The organism is Stutzerimonas sp. NM35 (assembly GCF_054604355.1).
In genome coordinates this window covers 2,406,633-2,425,500 of sequence record NZ_CM137728.1, presented here as the reverse complement: position 1 = coordinate 2,425,500, position 18,868 = coordinate 2,406,633, and the positions used below count along the sequence as shown (strand labels likewise).

The window sequence follows — 18,868 nt, the reverse complement described above, 5'->3', positions numbered from 1 at the left end:
CCCGGATGTTCGATGCTGGAACGGTCGAAAACCGCCTCTATAGCGACCCGAAGCGAGGCGCAAAAGTTTCTGCGAGGCTGATGCGAGCGCGCCGCAATGGCGTCGCTTCGCCTGTGATGTAAAGCCTGATCGAGGCGCCGGCTTAGCCTTCTTCGACTGGCGGGGTAGGGCGTATCAGCATTTCGTTGACATCCACATGCGCCGGCTGCGACAGCGCGTAAACCACTGCCCGACCGATGTCCTCCGGTTGCATCGCGTACGCCGGCGGTTCGTCGAACAGCGGCGTGTCGACCATGCCAGGCTCGATCAAGGTGACCCGCACACCCGTGCCGCGCAATTCCTCGCGCACGCTGAGGCCCATGCCGGTCACCGCCCATTTGCTGGCGCTGTACATCGAGCCGGGAATGACGAAGCGGCCTGCGGCAGAACCTGTCAGTAGCAAGTGACCGCGACTGGCTTTGAGCGCCTCGATACTGCAACGCAGGGTCAGGCCGACGCCGTAGACGTTGGTAAGCAACATGTCGCGCCAGACGTCCGGGTCGGCGCCGCTGAAGCCGCCTTCGCCGCCTGGGATACCGGCATTGGCATACACCGCATCGAGCTGGCCGAAATGCTCCAGAACCTGCCGCACCATGGCCTGTTGTTCGGCGTATTCCTTCACGTCACAGCGGATCGCCAGCGCGCGTTGCGGGCCACCGAGTTCGCTTACCAGCTTCGTGAGCTTGTGCTCGGAGCGTGCCGCCAGGGCAACGCGATACCCGGCTTCTGCGGCGAGCCGTGCGGTGGCCGCGCCGATTCCGGAGGATGCGCCGGTGATCAGCAGAACCGGATCGCTCATGGTCACCTCCAGCCTCAGTAGTTCGGTGGGGTTTCCGGAATGCCGGTGTCGTCGCTCAGTGCCGGCATGGTCCAGGGTTCGAGGCGCTGGTCCTTGTCTTCAACGTCGAGCCGCGCCTGCTCGATGACGCTGCCGAGCCGCTGTGCGCTGCTGTACTCCTCACGCGGCACGCTGGGCACTCGCAGCATCTCGGCGCCGCTGCTGGACATCACGGTAAAGCCGAAACTGTCGTCGTCCGGATTGGCGCTGGTCACGCAGCCGCACGGCAGAAAGGCTTCGGTGACCAGCTGCATCGCATCGTCGAGTGTCAGGGGTTGGGCGTTCATGGTGCTCTCCATTGGCGGGCTGTCTCAAGTTGACCGCCGGGGCGGGCGACCGTTTCCGAGCAGGCGACGGGCTGCGGTCGAGCGCCCTTGTGGACACGCTGTGGCGCCAGCATATTCAGATGCATGAAAACAATTTCCGTGCACGATGCCGTTACCGCGTTCCATCCAGCGGTAGCTGGCTGGTTCAGCCGCAGCTTTCCTTCGCCTACACCGGCTCAGATAGCCGCCTGGCCCTTGATTCGTTCCGGCCAATCGACATTGATCGCCGCGCCCACCGGCTCGGGCAAGACCCTGACGGCCTTCCTCGCCGCGATCGATCAGCTGGTCCGGCAGAGTCTGGGCGAGGGCGGCTTGGCGGACCAGACAGCCGTGCTTTACGTCTCGCCGCTCAAGGCGCTGTCCAACGATATCCATGTGAATCTCGAACAACCGTTGCGGGGAATATCCGCCGAACTGGAGCAGCTTGGCCTGCCGGCGCTGCAGATCCGCACCGCCGTGCGCACCGGCGATACGCCGCAGGCCGAGCGGGCGGCGATGCGCAAGCGGGTGCCGCATATTCTGGTGACGACGCCGGAATCGCTCTATGTGCTGCTGGGCTCCGACTCTGGCCGGCAGATGCTTGCGGGAGTGCACAGCGTGATCGTCGACGAGATCCATGCCATTGCCGGCAACAAGCGTGGCAGCCATCTGGCCTTGTCGCTGGAACGACTGGAGGCGTTGTGCCGGCGACCGCTGGTGCGCATCGGGCTGTCGGCCACACAGAAGCCCATCGAGGCGGTAGCGGGCTTCCTGGCCGGCACCGGGCGGCGCTGCGAAATCGTCGATATCGGCCACGGTCGTGCGCGTGACCTGGCACTGGAGGTGCCGCCGGTGCCGCTGGAAGCGGTAATGAGCAATGCGGTGTGGGACCTGGTCTACGATCGCTTGGCGACGCTGGTCGGCGAACACCGGACCACACTCGTCTTCGTCAATACGCGGCGCATGGCCGAACGCGCTGCGCGGCATCTGAGCGAGCGTCTCGGCAATGCCGTGGTCGCCGCCCATCACGGCAGCCTGGCGCGTGAGCAGCGGCTGGATGCCGAGCAGAAGCTCAAGCGTGGCGAGCTGCGGGTATTGGTGGCCACCGCCTCGCTGGAACTGGGCATCGATATCGGTGACGTCGAGCTGGTCTGCCAGCTGGGTTCGCCGCGCTCTATAGCAGCCTTTCTACAACGCGTTGGCCGTGCCGGACACCAGGTTGGCGGCATTTCCAGGGGCCGTTTGTTTCCCAGCTCGCGCGACGACCTGATCGAATGCGCCGCCTTGCTCGACAGTGTGCGCCGTGGCGAGCTGGATACGCTGACGATTCCCGTGGCGCCGCTGGACGTGCTGGCGCAACAGATCGTCGCCGAGGTGTCGTGCCGCGAGTGGCAGGAGGACGCGCTATTGGCGTCGATCCACCGCGCCATGCCCTACACCGATTTGAGCGAGGCGAACTACCAGGCGCTGCTGGCGATGCTCGCCGAAGGCTACACCACCCGCCACGGTGCACGCGGCGCCTATCTGCACCGCGACTTGGCCAGCCGCAGCCTACGAGGCCGACGTGGCGGGCGCCTGACCGCGTTGACGTCGGGCGGCACCATTGCCGACAACGCCGACTATGCGGTGCTGCTCGAACCCCAGGCATTCAACATCGGCACGGTGAACGAAGATTTCGCGGTGGAAAGCCTTGCCGGCGACGTCTTCCAGCTGGGCAACACTTCTTATCGCATCCTCAAGATCGAGCCTGGCCGGGTCCGGGTCGAGGATGCCCAGGGCCAGCCACCGAACATCCCGTTCTGGCTCGGCGAGGCGCCGGGGCGTAGTGATGAGTTGTCGGTAGCCGTGGCGAGGCTGCGGGAGGCAGTCGAGGAACGGCTGGGGCATACGCTGGACCTGACTCCCGCCATCGACTGGCTAACCGGCATCCTCGGTCTGCCAGACTCCGCCGCCCGGCAGATCGTCGAATACCTGGCCCGTACACGCTCGGCGCTGGGTGCGCTGCCGACGCAAAGCCGGCTGATCATGGAGCGCTTCTTCGACGAATCAGGCGGCACCCAACTGGTCATTCATTCGCCCTACGGCAGCCGGATCAACCGTGCCTGGGGCCTGGCCCTGCGCAAGCGGTTCTGCCGCACGTTCAACTTCGAGCTGCAGGCGGCGGCGACCGAGGATGCGATCATCTTTTCGCTGTCCACCAGCCACAGTTTTCCGCTCGAAGAGGTCTGGCGTTATCTGCATTCCAGCAGTGCTGAACATGTCCTGATCCAGGCATTGCTCGACGCGCCGCTGTTCGGCGTGCGCTGGCGCTGGAACGCCACCACAGCCCTGGCGCTGCCGCGCATGGCCGGTGGGCGCAAGGTGGCGCCGCAGCTACAGCGGATGAAGAGCGAAGACCTGCTTGCCACCGTCTTTCCCGATCAGGTCGCCTGCCTGGAAAACATCGTCGGCGAACGCGAGATTCCTGAGCATCCACTGGTGGCGCAGACCCTGGATGACTGTCTGCACGAGGCCATGGACAGCGAAGGCTGGCTGGCACTGTTGCGGCGCATCGAGGCGGGTGAAGTCGAGCTGCTGGCGCGTGACCTGCCGGCGCCGTCACCGCTGGCCATGGAGGTGCTTGGCGCACGGCCCTATGCCTTTCTCGACGATGCGCCGCTGGAAGAACGCCGCACCCAGGCGGTGCTCAATCGACGCTGGACCGATCCCGAGTCCAGTGACGATCTAGGCGCGCTGGATGCCGCCGCCATCGAAGCGGTGCGTGAGCAAGCCTGGCCGCAAGCGCGCAATCCGGACGAACTGCATGAGGCGCTGGTCGGCCTCGGCGGTATCGCCGAGAGCGAGGCGCTGGCCGAACAGGATTGGTTCGCCTGGCTGCATGAACTGGCCCGGGGAGGTCGCGCAACCCGGCTGGGAATCGCGCAGGAGCGCGCGCTCTGGCTGCCGCTGGAACGGCTCGCGCTTGGCCAGGCCATCTATCCGGGCGCGTCACACGAGCCGGTCTTGCAGCCGTTGCCCGGCTTCGATGGAGTGCCGGCCGAGGACGATGCCGTGCTGGAACTGGTACGCGCGCGGCTGACCGGCTTCGGACCCTTGCCGGTCTCGCTGATCACCCGGCCGCTGGCCTTGCCGGCCTCGGCCGTCGCCCAGGCCCTGATCCGTCTGGAATCCGAAGGTTATGTATTGCGTGGTCGCTTCACACCCGGTGCGAGCGAAGACGAATGGTGCGAGCGGCATTTGCTGGCGCGCATCCATCGTTATACGGTCAAGCGCCTGCGCCGCGAGATCGAGCCGGTGGAGCGCGCCGATTTCATGCGCTTTCTGTTCGACTGGCAGCACCTGTCCGAGGCGACACGAATGCAGGGCCGCGACGCGCTCGGCACGGTGGTCGAGCAGCTCGAAGGCTTTCAGGCCGCCGCCGGGGCCTGGGAGAGCGACCTGTTGCCTGCGCGGTTGAAGGATTACGGTCGCACCTGGCTGGACGAACTCTGCCAAGCCGGGCGCATCGTCTGGACACGCCTGGCCGGGCGGGTCAAAGCCAGCAGCGGCCCGGTACGCGGCACGCCCATCGTGCTGTTGCCGCGCCGGCATCTCGCGGCCTGGTACGCGCTGGCTGGCGACGCGCCGCAGCCGGAGCTTTCGTCGCGGGCGCAGCGGGTCTTCGAGACGCTGCAGGGGCAGGGCGCGTTGTTCTTCGATGAGCTGCGGCAGGATGCGCATCTGCTGCGCAGCGAACTGGAAGATGCGCTCGGTGAGCTGGTCGCGGTCGGGCTGGTCAACGCCGACAGCTTCGCCGGTCTGCGCGCCTTGCTGGCGCCCGCCGCCAAGCGTTCACGCAGTGCTCGGCAGAGTCGTGGCGGCGCCTTTATCGGCGGCATGGCCGATGCGGGGCGCTGGGCACTGGTTCGCAAGGGTACGAGGGCGCCGGTCGAAACGGCCATGCCGCGCTCGGCTGCGCTCGATTCAGAAGCGCTGGAACACATCGCCATGACCCTGCTGCGCCGCTACGGCGTGGTGTTCTGGCGATTGCTGGATCGCGAGGCGGACTGGCTGCCGCCCTGGCGTGAGCTGCTGCGCGTCTACCACCGGCTCGAAGCGCGTGGCGAGATTCGCGGCGGGCGCTTCGTTGCGGGCGTGCCGGGCGAACAGTTCGCTTTACCGGAGGCGGTCGGCCTGCTGCGCGAGGTACGCAAGCGGCCACTGACGGGCGAAATGATCGCCGTCTCGGCAGTCGATCCGCTCAATCAGGTCGGTACCTTGCTGCCTGGTGAGCGCGTGCCGGCAGTGGCTGGCAATCGCGTGCTCTATCGCGACGGTGCACCGCTGGGATTACTGATCGCCGGCAAGCCTGAACTGCTGGCTGAACTGGATGAAGACGATCAGCGCAAGGCGCGGCAACTGCTGGCGATGGCGCGGCGCTAGCGCCGAGGCGAAACGAAAAGGCCGGCTGCGATCACTCGCAGCCGGCCTTTCTTCTCGCGGGACGAATCAGCCTGCGACCAGCACGCGAATCGCCTCCAGGCGCAGCGCCGCTTTCTCCAGCATCGCCAGACCTTCTTCACGCTGCTTGCGCAGGGCCTCGATTTCGCTGTCACGCACGCTGGGGTTGACCGCCTGCAGCGCGGTCAGGCGCGCCAGTTCTTCATCGAGGCTGGCTTTCAACCGGCGCTGTGCTTCGGCCACGCGCTCGCTGTGACGCGGGGCGATCTTGGCTTCGGCATCGGAAATCTGCACCGCCAGCACGTCGCGTTGGGCTTGCACGAACTTGTTGGCGCTGGCCCGCGGCACGCTTTCCAGCTGGTCGGTGAGAGTTTCGAAGGCAACCTTGGGGGCCAGGTCGTTGCCGTTGGAATCGAGCAGGCAGCGCAGCGCCAGCGGCGGCAGGAAGCGATTGAGCTGCAGCGCACGCGGCGCCACCACTTCGCTGACGAACAGCAGTTCCAGCAGCACGGTGCCGGGTTTGAGTGCCTTGTTCTTGATCAGCGCCACGGCGGTGTTGCCCATGGAGCCGGACAGCACCAGGTCCATGCCGCCCTGCACCATGGGGTGTTCCCAGGTGAGGAACTGCATGTCCTCGCGGGCCAGCGCCTGCTCACGGTCGTAGGTGATGGTCACGGCTTCGTCGTCGCCGAGCGGGAAGCTGGCATCCAGCATCTTCTCGCTGGGGCGCAGGATCAGGGCGTTCTCGGAATGGTCCTCGCTGTCGATGCCGAAGGCGTCGAACAACTCTTCCATATAGATCGGCAGGGCGAACTGGTCGTCCTGTTCCTCGATGGCTTCGACCAGCGCGGCGCCCTGTTCGCCACCGGCGGAGTTGAGTTCCAGCAAGCGGTCGCGACCGGCATGCAGCTCGGCTTCCAGGCGTTCGCGCTCGACACGGGCCTCTTCGATCAGCTGGCCGAATTCGTCGTCGTCGCCTTCTTCCAGCTGGCTCAGCAGGCGCGGACCGAACTGATGCTGCAGGGCGTTGCCGGTTGGACAGGTATTGAGGAAGGCATTCAGCGCCTGGTGGTACCACTGGAACAGGCGTTCCTGCGGGCTGGTTTCCAGGTAGGGCACATGCAACTGGATGACATGCGCCTGACCGATGCGGTCGAGACGACCGATGCGCTGTTCGAGCAGGTCCGGGTGCGCCGGCAGATCGAACAGCACCAGATGGTGGGCGAACTGGAAGTTGCGGCCTTCGCTGCCGATTTCCGAGCAGATCAGCACCTGCGCGCCGAATTCCTCGTCGGCGAAGTAGGCGGCGGCGCGGTCGCGTTCGAGGATGCTCATGCCTTCATGGAACACCGTGGCCGGAATGCCGGAGCGCACGCGCAGGGCGTCTTCCAGGTCCAGTGCGGTCTCGGCGTGGGCACAGATGACCAGCACCTTGAACTTCTTCAGCATCTTCAGCGTGTCGATCAGCCACTCGACGCGCGGATCGAAGGTCCACCAGCGGTTCTGCGCCTCGGGCTCGTCCTGCTGGCTCTGGAAGGCGACTTCCGGGTACAGCTCGGCGCGATCGCCCAGCGGCAACTCCAGATACTCGGCTGGGCAGGGCAGCGGATAGGGATGCAGCTGGCGCTCGGGGAAACCGCGCACGGCGGCGCGGGTGTTGCGGAACAGCAGGCGTCCGGTGCCGTGGCGGTCGAGCAGCTCGCGGATCAGCCGGCTACTGGCGTCGATGTCGCCATCGGTAGCCGCTGCCAGCAATGCTTCGCCTTCGGCACCGAGGAATTCATGGATGGTCTGATGAGCGCGTTCGGACAGCCGACCCTCGTCGAGCAGCTCCTGCACGGCTTCGGCGACCGGCTGGTAGCTGGCGCTTTCGGCACGGAAGGCTTCCAGGTCATGGAAACGGTTCGGGTCGAGCAGGCGCAGGCGGGCGAAATGGCTTTCCTGGCCCAGCTGTTCCGGGGTGGCGGTCAGCAGCAATACGCCGGGAATCACCTCGGCCAGCTGTTCGACCAACTGGTATTCGGCACTGGCGTTTTCCGGGTGCCAGACCAGGTGATGCGCCTCGTCCACCACCAGCAGGTCCCAGCCGGCAGCGAAGGCGGCGTCCTGGGCGCGCTCGTCGTCCTTCAGCCATTCCAGAGAGACCAGCGCCAGCTGGGTGTCCTCGAAGGGATTGCTGGCATCGCTCTCGATGAAGCGCTCGTCGTCGAACAGCGCGACTTCCAGGTTGAAGCGGCGGCGCATTTCCACCAGCCACTGATGCTGGAGGTTTTCCGGCACTAGGATGAGTACCCGCTTGGCGCGACCGGAGAGCAACTGACGATGGATTACCAGGCCGGCTTCGATGGTCTTGCCCAGGCCCACTTCGTCGGCCAGCAGCACGCGCGGGGCGATGCGGTCGGCGACTTCGCGGGCGATATGCAACTGATGCGCGATGGGTTGCGCACGCACGCCGCCCAGCCCCCACAGCGAGGAAGTTAGTTGTTTGCTCTGGTTTTCCAGCGTGTGGTAACGCAGCTTGAACCAGTTCAGCGGATCGATCTGCCCGGCGAACAGGCGATCACTGGCCAGGCGGAACTGGATGAAGTTGGACAGCTGGGTTTCCGGCAGGGTGCGGGCTTCGTTCTGCGCGGTCAGGCCGTGATAGACCAGCAGGCCGTCGACGTCGTCGACCTCGCGCACGGTCATCTTCCAGCCTTCGAAATGGGTGACTTCATCGCCGGGGACGAAGCGCACGCGGGTCAGCGGGGCGCTGCGGGCCGCATATTGACGGGTTTCGCCGGTGGCCGGATAGAGCACGGTGAGCATCCGCCCGTCCAGCGTCAGGATGGTTCCCAGACCGAGTTCCGCTTCGCTGTCGCTGATCCAGCGTTGCCCCGGTAGATACTGCTGCGCCATGCTGCCTCCCGCTGTGAAAAAAGCGCGCTATGGTAACGGAACACTGCCGCCAGAGCGACGATAGATGCCGACGAATCAAGGCAGGAGCCCATTTCCGTTTCGCTGCAGGATGATGAAACGGGAACTGACCCAAAGGCAGTGTAGTCTTGCGGTTAAAGTCGTCGGCGGTTCAGCCGATCAATCGGTACGGGCTCTGTTCAGGCACGGGCCGGTCATGCTGCACGGAGAGCGAAGATGCTGCCAGTCATCCCAGCCGGAGTCGTTCAAGTCAATGCCCAGCAAGACGTGGTCAAGCCGCGTCCGGATATCGCGCCTGTCACACCGGTGGAACCGAGCGTCAAGGAAAGCGAGGTGGAACTGGATCGCCGACATCATCAGGAGGCTGAACAGATGCAGCGCGACGAGCAGCGTCGGCGTCAGCGGCGTGGCTATACGGCAGAGGAACTGGCCGAAGGCGAAACCGCCGAAGAGGATCAGCAGGCACTCGGCGAGCTGCCACGTCAGGGGCTCTGGGTCGATGTACAAGTCTGAAGCAGTATTATTGAAGACACCTGGTAGCCGGAACGCGAGTCAGTCTTATGAGCAGTGAAGTAAAGCTGATCGATTTCAGCGCAGAGCGTGAAAAGCGTATTCACGACATCAAGGACAAGCGCCTTGAGGAGATGCGCCAGGCTTTCGAGCAGGCGTTGCCGCTGGGCAAGCCGAAGAAGAAAGCCAGAGGCAAGCCGAAGAAGCGTTCGTAAAAGTGTTGTTACCCTCTCGCAACATCCCTCCGATACCCCTGTTTTCTTGATCCAGGTCAGCTTGCGTGGCGCCTGTGTTCCAAGGCTTTGCGCCTATTGACATCGGTCAATTTTTTATCCGCTCAGCGGAGTAACGTGCAGCCATCGGACAAGCACAACGGTTTGGAGGAAGGTAATCATGTTCGTCGATAATGTGGTGCTCGCCGGGGTTGTCACAGTCGGCCTGATGGTCGTCTTCCTCGGGGGCTTCGGATATTTCATCTGGCGGGATGCGCAAAAGAAGCGCTGATCCGGCTGGTGCAACAGAGCACGCAAGGCATTTGGGCGACTTAGGTCGCCCTTTTTTTCGTTCGCTTTTTCGACAATGGCGGGAAGATCGATGTCCTGGCTGGCCAGGGCGTTCTGCGTCTATCCGAAGCGCAGGCTGTCGCAGGTCGAATTAGCCGAAGGCGTAATCCGACGATCCGACGGTGTAATGCGACCATCCATATCTGACCGCTCAACATCTAATCGCGTCTGGCTGCTCGCCCGTTGGGTCGGTGAAGCGTGACCCGACCTACCCGATAAGATGAACCGCCTGTGGAAGATCTATCGCCCCTTATGTACTGCTTGAAGGGGAACATAGAGTCTCCCACACGTTCGGACGTGCATGTCGTGGGAGCGGTCGGGCGGCGCTCCTCTTCAAGTCGCGACGGGCTATCAGCCGAAGCTGATCGGCGGCAGCTCCTTCAGCTCGACGGTTTCCGCCCGGCGCGGCGCCAGCACTTGTGCTTCGCCTTCCACGACCAGTTCATCGTTCTGGTTGAATACGTTGGTTGCGATGCGCACGCGGTTCTTGGGCAGCTTTTCGAGGATCTCGATACGGACGGTGATGGTATCGCCGATCTTCACCGGTCTGACGAAGCTCATCGTCTGGCCCAGGTAGATGGTGCCCGGTCCTGGCAGGGTGCAAGCCACTGCGGCACTGATGAGCGCGCCGCTGAGCATGCCGTGGGCGATACGGTCCTTGAACAGGGTGCCAGCGGCATATTCCGCATCCAGATGCACCGGATTACGGTCACCCGACAGGGCCGCGAACAGCTGGATATCCCGCTCCTCGACGGTTTTTTCGTATTGTGCCGTCTGACCGACTTCCAGAGCGGCATAGGGCGTGTTGCTGATGGTGGTCATCATGTTTCCTCGGGTGTAGGGCCGGATCGCTGCGGGGTGCTGCCTGCCGGTCCGGTAGGGCATGAGCGCGCCGAAGCGACCGCAACATATAAGATGGCGGTCGCATTCTAGAGGCATGCTGCGATCTTGTCCTCAGAGCACTGTCGTGCAGGGAGACGAGATTCAGGCGTTCGACCTGTTTGACGAGCCTCCCTTCGCCTGGCTGCCAAGAGGCGCAGCGCCAGCCCTGATGCAAGATTCACGACAGTGATCCAGCTCCCCCGGTCAGCCATCAAGCCTTGTTTTGGCGGAGCCGGTCATTCAGGAAGCCAATGACTGTTCTCTTCTTGTTGGTCACTTTATGTCGATTTTCTATATTCCGGACGCTGTTCGGACAGTTTTAAAGCTGCTAACCTCGCCCCACTTTTTGCCCGTTTTAATGGCGCAAAATTAACAAATCACAACAAAATAGCTGCCATGCGCAGAAAGCTGTCGCTTAGGAGTGGGGTCATGACCGAGAACTTCTGGAAGGATAAGTATCCTGTCGGGGTCGAAAGCGAAATCAATTCCGGCGAATACCAGAACATCCAGGCTGTGCTCAAGCAGTCCTGCGAGCGTTTCTCAGACAAGCCGGCTTTCAGCAACCTCGGCATGACTTTGACCTACGGTGAGCTGTACCGGCTGTCCGGCGAATTCGCCGCCTATCTCCAGCAGCACACCGACCTGCAGCCGGGCGACCGCATTGCCGTCCAGCTGCCCAACCTGCTGCAGTACCCCGTCGTCGTGTTCGGCGCCATGCGTGCTGGCCTGATCGTGGTCAACACCAACCCGCTGTACACCGCTCGCGAGATGGAGCATCAGTTCAACGATTCCGGTGCCAAGGCACTGCTCTGCCTGGCCAATATGGCGCACCTGGCCGAAAGCGTATTGCCCAAGACCGGTATCAGGCACGTCATCATCACCGAAGTCGGCGACATGCTGCCGACCTTCAAACGCCTGCTGGTCAATGCCGTGATCAAGCATGTGAAAAAGATGGTGCCGCCCTACAACCTGCCGAAAGCGGTCAGGTTCAACGACGCTCTGGCGCTTGGGCGTGGCAAGACCCCGCAGGAGGCCAATCCGGCCCGCGACGACATCGCCGTGCTGCAATACACCGGCGGCACCACCGGCGTGGCCAAGGGTGCGATGCTGACTCACAGCAATATCGTCTCGAACATGCTGCAATGCCGGGCGCTGATGGGTTCGAACCTGAACGAGGGCAGCGAGATCCTCATCGCGCCGCTGCCGCTCTACCACATCTACGCCTTCACCTTCCATTGCATGGCGATGATGCTGATCGGCAATCACAACATCCTCATCACCAACCCACGCGATCTGCCGTCGATGGTCAAGGACCTGTCGAAGTACCGCTTCACAGGTTTCGTTGGGCTCAATACCCTGTTCGTGGCCCTGTGCAATAACCAGGATTTCCAGAAACTGGACTTCTCCGGACTCAAGATCACGCTGTCGGGCGGTATGGCGCTGCAGCTGGCCGCTGCCGAGCGCTGGAAGCAGGTTACCGGCTGCGCCATCTGTGAAGGCTATGGCCTGACCGAAACCAGCCCGGCGGCCTCGGTCAACCCGATCGAGCACATCCAGATCGGCACCATCGGCATCCCGGTGCCTTCGACCCGCTTCAAGGTCATCAGCGATGACGGTCAGGACCTGCCGCTGGGCGAGATCGGCGAACTGTGTATCAAGGGTCCACAGGTGATGAAGGGTTACTGGCAGCGGCAGGAAGCCACCGACGAAGTGCTCGACGCTGACGGCTGGTTCAAGACCGGCGACATTGGCCTGATTCAGGAAGACGGCTACATCCGTATTGTCGACCGCAAGAAGGACATGATTCTGGTGTCCGGCTTCAATGTGTATCCCAACGAGCTGGAAGACGTGCTTGCGACCCTGCCGGGTGTGCTGCAATGCGCCGCGATTGGCGTCCCGGACGAGAAATCCGGCGAGGCGATCAAGGTGTTCATCGTGGTCAAGCCCGGCGAGAGCCTGACCAGGGAGCAGGTGATGCAGCACATGCATGACAACCTGACCGGCTACAAACGGCCCAAGGCCGTCGAGTTTCGTGACAGCCTGCCGACGACCAACGTCGGCAAGATCCTGCGCCGCGAACTGCGTGACGAGGAGTTGCGCAAGCTCGGCAAGAAGTGACCGCCTATCCGCCGATTCCCGGCGGCACGCAGGCAACCGGCTGAGCCAGCGGCAACCACAGCGCCCCGATAATCATCGGGGCGTTGGCGTTCATGCGGCACGGAAAATGTACGAGCCGGACCGCCGGTCCGCGTCTGCCTGCAGGTCGGAACAGGGCTGTGAGGCCCGTTCTAGAGGTTTTTCTCCTTGCCAGGGTAAAGAAGCCGTAGCCGCTGCCGACAAGCGTTCCCCGACATCCCGATACCTTCGTCCGCGCCGGTCGATGGTTGCTTTAGGAATAGACGATATGCTTGCGAGCCTGCGCCTCCGAACGAAACTCCTGCTGTTGGCCCTTGGGCCTATCCTGCTGCTGGCGATCCTGCTCAGTGCCATTAGCGTTCAAAGGCTTCAGCTCCTTGCCGAGGAGCAGGAGGCGCAAACACGTGACAGCCTGATCCGGGATCGACAGGCCGAGCTCAAGCACTACGTGGACATCGGCTACAACGCCATCAAGCCGATCTACGAAGCCTCTGCCGCGATGGATCTGGACGCCCGCGCCAAGGCCGTCGCCGTGCTGCAGGAACTGAACTACGGCACGGAAGGCTACTTCTGGGGCTACGACAGCAAGACCTTGCGTATTTTCCAGGGCAACACCGGTGATCGCATCGGCGAGAGCTTCTACGGTTTTCAGGACGCCGAAGGCCGCTACCCCATTCGCGAACTGGTCCGCGCCGGCATGGATGGCAGCCATTACGTTCGCTACAGCTTCCTGCTCGGCGCGGACAAGGTCATCGTGCCCAAGGTGGGCTACTCGTTGCATCTACCCAAGTGGGACATGGTCTTCGGCACCGCGCTCAACCTCGACGGCGTCGAGCGTGACGTGCAGGCGGCGCGTGCGGAGTTCCAGGCGCGGATCGATGCGCTGGTGATGATCATGCTGGGCTCGGCGGCCGCGCTGCTGGCGCTGATGGGACTGCTGGTGCTGATGATGAGCAACGCATTGCTGCGCCCGCTGCTGCTGATCAAGCGTAACCTCGACGACATGGCTGCCGGCGACGGCGATCTGACCCAGCGCCTGCCGGTTACCAGCACGGATGAGCTGGGTGACCTGGCAGCGTCGTTCAACCGTTTCGTCGCGAAAATCCACGTCCTGGTGCAGCAGGTGGCTGGCACCACCACCCAGCTCGCCGGATTGGTGGGCGCCGTGGCCGAGCAGGCCCATCGTTCCGAGCAGGCCATGGAAAGCCAGCGCCACGAGACCGACCAGGTGGCTACCGCGATCAACGAGATGTCCGCTGCTGCCAGCGAAGTCGCCATGAGTGCCCAGCGTGCCGCCGAGGCCGCGCGCGAGACCGATCAGCAGGGGCTCGCAGCCAAGCGCGTGGTCGACAGCAGTATCGAGCAGATCCACGAGCTGGTCGGCGAATTGCGTGGCAGTGGTGAATCGCTGCAAGGCCTGCAGCAGGATGTGCAGGGTATCGTCGGAGTGCTCGACGTGATCCGCGCCATCGCCGAGCAGACCAACCTGCTGGCGCTCAACGCAGCCATCGAGGCGGCGCGGGCTGGCGAGGCCGGGCGTGGTTTCGCCGTGGTCGCCGACGAGGTGCGCGCGCTGGCCAGCCGCACCCAGCAGAGCACCGGAGAAATTCAGGGCATGATCGACCGTCTGCGGAGCGCTACCAGCCACAGCGTGGCGACCATGCTGCGTACGGGGGAAAAGGGTGAGGCCAGCCAGGCCCAGGCCAACCAGGCCGGCGAGTCGCTGGACGCCATCGCCGCGCTGATCGGCACCATCAACTCGATGAACGCCCAGATCGCCAGCGCTGCCGAGGAGCAGACCGCCGTGGCCGAAGAGATCAACCGCAGCGTGCACCACATTGCCGATGCCGTTGATGGTGTCGCCAGAGACGCCGCCCAGGGCGCGCACACCTCCCGCGAACTCAACGCGCTGGCGGAAAACCTCCAGCGCGTGGTGGGTCAGTTCCGTATCTGATCCTTGCCGATGGCGCTTCCGGGGCCGAACGCTCGGCCCCGGCAGTATGCGACAATCGCGTCCTTCACGAATTGCCCCACGGCTGTCCATGACCGACGCAACGCCCGCTTTCGACACCCTGTTCAAGAACCTCGACCAAGCCTTCAACGCCGACCGCCATCGCCTGCGCCGGCAGTTGCACGAGCTGCGCAAGAAACCGGACGAGGGCAAACTCGCCCAGTGGCTGGAGCGCTTCCAGACCTCGGCGGCCAAGGTCGAGGCGCGCCGACAGAGCGTGCCCGCCATCCGCTACGATGATGCCTTGCCCATCGCCGCCAAGCGCGACGAGATCAAGGCTGCGCTGGAAAAGCATCAGGTGCTGGTGATCGCCGGTGAAACCGGCTCGGGCAAAACCACTCAACTGCCGAAGATCTGCCTGGAAATCGGTCGCGGCGTACACGGTCTGATCGGCCACACCCAACCGCGCCGGCTGGCCGCGCGCAGCGTTGCCATGCGTGTCGCTGAGGAAATCGGTACGCCGCTGGGCGAGCTGGTGGGCTATCAGGTGCGTTTCGAGGACCAGAGCACCGACAGCACGCTGATCAAACTGATGACCGACGGCATTCTGCTGGCCGAGACCCAGCACGACCGCTTCCTGGAGAAGTACGACACGATCATCGTCGACGAGGCCCACGAGCGCTCGTTGAACATCGACTTCCTGCTGGGCTTCCTCAAGACGCTGCTGCCGCGCCGGCCCGATCTGAAGGTCATCATCACCTCGGCGACCATCGATCTGGAGCGTTTTTCCAAGCATTTTGATAATGCACCGATCATCGAGGTCTCCGGGCGCACCTATCCGGTGGAGACCTGGTATCGACCCTTGGCCGCCGAGACCGACGAGGACGGCAACCGCGTCGAGGACGATCTGACTGTCGATCAGGGCATCCTCGCCGCGCTCGATGAGATCGAGGCTCACGAGCGATCCATCGGCAAGCGCCCCGGAGACGTACTGGTGTTTCTGCCCGGCGAGCGCGAAATTCGCGACGCCGCCGAGGTGCTGCGCAAGGCCAATCTGCGTTTTACCGAGGTGCTGCCGCTGTATGCCCGCCTGAGTCCTGCCGAGCAGCAGCGCATCTTCCGGCCCGCCGCCGGGCGCAAGATCGTGTTGGCCACCAACGTCGCGGAAACTTCGCTGACCGTGCCGGGCATCCGCTACGTGATCGACTCCGGCACCGCGCGCATCAGCCGCTACAGCTACCGCGCCAAGGTTCAGCGCCTGCCCATCGAGGCGGTGTCACAGGCCAGCGCCAACCAGCGCAAGGGCCGTTGCGGGCGGGTCGAGCCGGGTATCTGCATCCGCCTGTACAGCGAGGAGGATTTTCTCTCTCGCCCCGAATTCACCGATCCGGAAATCCTGCGTACCAACCTGGCTGCGGTCATTCTGCAGATGCTCCATCTGCGGCTGGGCGACATTCAGGACTTCCCCTTCATCGAACCGCCGGATGGCAAGGCCATCAGCGACGGCTTCAACCTGTTGCAGGAGCTTTCGGCGGTCAGCCGCGAGAACCAGCTGACGCCGCTCGGTCGGCAACTGGCGCGCCTGCCCATCGACCCACGCCTCGGTCGCATGCTGCTGGAAGCCGCGCAGCAGGGCAGCCTGACGGAGGTGCTGATCGTCGCCAGCGCGCTTTCCGTGCAGGACGTGCGCGAGCGTCCGGCGGATCGCCAGCAGCAGGCCGACCAGGCGCATGCGCAGTGGAAGGACCCTGACTCGGACTTTGCCGCGCTGATCAACCTCTGGCGCGGCTTCGAGGAAAAGCGCCAGGAGCTGGGCTCCGGTGCGCTGCGCAGTTGGTGCCGTAAGAACTTCCTCAACTACCTGCGCCTTCGTGAGTGGCGTGACGCCCACCGGCAGCTGCTGCTGATCGTGCGTGAACTCAAACTTGGCGCGGGCAAGGCCGTGGAAGCTGCTGTGCCTTCACCCGCCAAGGGCCGAAAAGCAAGTGCCGAGCAAATCACGCCGACCACCGATACAAAGGTCAACGTCCTCCTCCGCCAGCAGGCGGAGGCCAGCGAAGCTGCGCAAAAGGCCAAGGGCTACGCCGCCGTGCACAAGGCGATCCTCGCTGGCCTGCTCAGCCAGGTCGGTCACAAGACTGAAGAGGGGGATTTTCTCGGCGCGCGCCAGCGGCGCTTCTGGGTGCACCCGTCCAGCGTCATCGGGCGCAAGAAACCCAGCTGGGTGATGGCCGCCGAACTGGTGGAAACCACCAAGCTGTTCGCACGCATGGTGGCGAAGATCGAGCCGGACTGGATTGAGCCCCTGGCCGGGCACCTGATCAAGAAGAACCACTTCGAGCCGCACTGGGAGAAGAAGCGCGGCCAGGTGGTGGCCTACGAACAGGTCACGCTCTACGGCCTGATCGTGGTCGGCAAGCGCCCGGTGCATTACGGCCCGGTCGACCCGCCCACGGCCCGCGAACTCTTTATTCGCGAGGGATTGGTGCGCGGCGATATCAGCAGCCGCGCCAAAGCACTTGCCGCCAACCGCGAACTGCTGGCGCGCATGGACGAGCTGGAAGCCAAGGCGCGCCGGCGCGACATTCTCGCCGATGAGGAAACCCTGTTCGGTTACTACGACGCGCGACTGCCGGCGGACATCTACCAGACCGCAAGTTTCGACAACTGGTACAAGCGCGAAAGCGTGAACAACCCGCAGTTGCTGATCATGCGCGAGGAAGACGTGCTCGCCCGCGAGGCCAGCGAAATCACCGCCGCACAATACCCCGACCATCTGCGTATCGGCGAGCTGCAACTGCCGCTCGAATACCACTTCGAACCCAACCACCCGCGCGACGGTGTGACCCTGCGTGTGCCCGCGCCGCTGTTGCCGCAACTACGCCGCGAGCGGCTGGACTGGCTGGTACCTGGGCTGATCGAGGCCAAGGCGGTGGCGCTGGTGCGCAACCTGCCCAAGGCGATGCGCAAGAACTTCGTGCCGGTGCCGGATTTCGTCGGTGCGGCGCTGGGCAAGATCAGCTTCGGTGACGGTGCGTTGCCCGAGGCGCTCGGTCGCGAATTGCTGCGCATGACCGGCGCCCGTGTAACCGACGAAGCCTGGGCCGAGGCTGCCGCCGGGCTCGATGAACACCTGAAGATGAACATCGAGGTGGTGGATGCGCGTGGCAAGTTCCTCGGCGAAGGGCGCGATCTGGCCGAGCTCACCGCGCGTTTCAATGAGGCCAGCCAGGCCGCACTGGCCCCGCCGCAGCAGAAAGCCGAGCAGAAGCCGGTGGAGGCCAAGGGCTTCGCCCAGGTGGCGCAAAAAGCCCAGGCGAAGATGGCCGGGCTGTCCATGACCGTCTACCCGGCGTTGGTGGAAGAGGGTGGGGTAGTCAAGGAAGGCCGCTTCCCGACCCAGGCCGAAGCCGACTGGCAGCATCGCCGCGCACTGCAACGCCTGCTGCTGCAGCAACTGGCCGAGCTTGCCAAGTACCTGCGCAGCAAGCTGCCGGGACTGACCGAGCTGGGCCTGCTGTATCGCGACATGGGCAAGGTCGATGCGTTGGTGGAAGACATCCTGCTGGCCAGCCTGGACAGCTGCATCCTCGACGATGAAGCCCACTTGCCCCGCGACGGCGCCGCCCTGGCCTCGCTTGCCGAGAAAAAGCGCGGTGGCTGGAGTGATCACGCCGAGCGCCTGGCGCGCCTGGTGCTGGAGATCCTCAAACACTGGCACGGCCTGCAGAAGCGCTTCAAGGGCAAGATAGACCTGGCCCAGGCGGTGGCGCTCAACGATATCAAGGCGCAGCTGGGCAACCTCGTCTATCCCGGCTTCGTCCGCGAAACACCCGGCGAATGGCTCAGGGAATATCCGCGTTATCTCAAGGCCATCGAACAGCGCTTCGAGAAGATCGGCGCCCAATTGCAGCGTGATCGGGTATGGTCCGGTGAGCTGGCTGGCTATTGGGAGCAGTACCAGGCCCGCCTGAAAAAGCACCAGCAGGAAGGCAAGCGCGACCCGGAGCTGGTCCAGTACCGCTGGATGCTGGAGGAATACCGCGTCTCGCTCTGGGCGCAGCAGCTCGGGACGAAGATGCCGGTGTCGGACAAGCGCTTGAACAAGCAGTGGGCGCAGGTCGAGCCTTAGCCGGTTGTGGGGCCGAACTCGTTCGGCCAGTGCACTCCGTGCCGAATGAATTCGGCCCTACGGAATATGAGTCGTGGCGGAGCCAGCCCTTGCGGGGATGCCGTAAACCCGTGGACGGCTGAATGCGTAACAAAGACGTTGTGAATCTGGAATCTT

11 protein-coding genes are annotated in these 18,868 nt (G+C 63.9%); 7 read left to right on the top strand and 4 right to left on the bottom strand.

Annotation, left to right across the window (positions count from 1 at the left end; all coding sequences use genetic code 11):
• Nucleotides 1–142 precede the first annotated feature (142 nt).
• Both ACYCFC_RS11250 and ACYCFC_RS11245 read right to left on the bottom strand, forming a co-directional pair.
• The gene (locus ACYCFC_RS11250; RefSeq protein WP_181083427.1) at nt 143–838 is read right to left on the bottom strand and encodes an SDR family oxidoreductase; all 696 of its coding nucleotides are present in this window, start codon (nt 836–838) and stop codon (nt 143–145) included.
• A 14-nt stretch (nt 839–852) separates the two neighbouring features.
• The gene (locus ACYCFC_RS11245) at nt 853–1,164 is read right to left on the bottom strand and encodes a hypothetical protein (protein WP_181083425.1); all 312 of its coding nucleotides are present in this window, start codon (nt 1,162–1,164) and stop codon (nt 853–855) included.
• Nucleotides 1,165–1,287: 123 nt separating this feature from the next.
• Here ACYCFC_RS11245 and ACYCFC_RS11240 point away from each other — a divergent pair, with 123 nt between their 5' ends.
• Nucleotides 1,288–5,604 carry a DEAD/DEAH box helicase gene (locus tag ACYCFC_RS11240; RefSeq protein WP_459651652.1) on the top strand — a complete coding sequence of 1,439 codons (4,317 nt, stop codon included), beginning with the start codon at nt 1,288–1,290 and terminating at the stop codon, nt 5,602–5,604.
• Between the two features lie 66 nt (nt 5,605–5,670).
• On the opposite strand, the gene rapA is transcribed toward ACYCFC_RS11240, so the two are convergent.
• A complete protein-coding gene (rapA, locus tag ACYCFC_RS11235) occupies nt 5,671–8,520 on the bottom strand; it encodes an RNA polymerase-associated protein RapA (RefSeq protein ID WP_459651651.1) in 2,850 nt (949 codons plus the stop codon).
• A 234-nt stretch (nt 8,521–8,754) separates the two neighbouring features.
• Between rapA and ACYCFC_RS11230 the strand changes: the two genes are divergently transcribed.
• From ACYCFC_RS11230 to ccoM, 3 genes are all read left to right on the top strand, one after another.
• Complete coding sequence (locus ACYCFC_RS11230; protein WP_459651650.1) at nt 8,755–9,051, top strand: aspartate-semialdehyde dehydrogenase; 297 nt, start codon at nt 8,755–8,757, stop codon at nt 9,049–9,051.
• A 47-nt stretch (nt 9,052–9,098) separates the two neighbouring features.
• Nucleotides 9,099–9,263, top strand: coding sequence for a hypothetical protein (locus ACYCFC_RS11225; protein WP_459651649.1), 165 nt, complete (start codon nt 9,099–9,101; stop codon nt 9,261–9,263).
• A 178-nt stretch (nt 9,264–9,441) separates the two neighbouring features.
• Nucleotides 9,442–9,552 (top strand): cytochrome c oxidase subunit CcoM, encoded by a 111-nt coding sequence (gene ccoM / locus ACYCFC_RS11220; RefSeq protein ID WP_037023259.1) that lies wholly within the window; start codon nt 9,442–9,444, stop codon nt 9,550–9,552.
• 410 nt (nt 9,553–9,962) lie between these two features.
• On the opposite strand, the gene ACYCFC_RS11215 is transcribed toward ccoM, so the two are convergent.
• Entirely contained in the window at nt 9,963–10,433 is a 471-nt protein-coding gene (locus ACYCFC_RS11215; protein ID WP_181083605.1) for a MaoC family dehydratase, read from the bottom strand.
• Between the two features lie 489 nt (nt 10,434–10,922).
• Between ACYCFC_RS11215 and fadD1 the strand changes: the two genes are divergently transcribed.
• The 3 genes from fadD1 (at nt 10,923) to hrpA (ending at nt 18,712) form a co-directional block, all read left to right on the top strand.
• Nucleotides 10,923–12,611, top strand: coding sequence for a long-chain-fatty-acid--CoA ligase FadD1 (gene fadD1 / locus ACYCFC_RS11210; RefSeq protein WP_459651648.1), 1,689 nt, complete (start codon nt 10,923–10,925; stop codon nt 12,609–12,611).
• 286 nt (nt 12,612–12,897) lie between these two features.
• Nucleotides 12,898–14,583: a methyl-accepting chemotaxis protein gene (locus ACYCFC_RS11205; RefSeq protein WP_459651647.1), complete on the top strand. Its 1,686-nt coding sequence runs from the start codon at nt 12,898–12,900 to the stop codon at nt 14,581–14,583.
• Between the two features lie 88 nt (nt 14,584–14,671).
• On the top strand, nt 14,672–18,712 hold the full coding sequence (gene hrpA / locus ACYCFC_RS11200; RefSeq protein ID WP_459651646.1) for an ATP-dependent RNA helicase HrpA: 4,041 nt from the start codon (nt 14,672–14,674) through the stop codon (nt 18,710–18,712).
• Nucleotides 18,713–18,868: the final 156 nt, after the last annotated feature.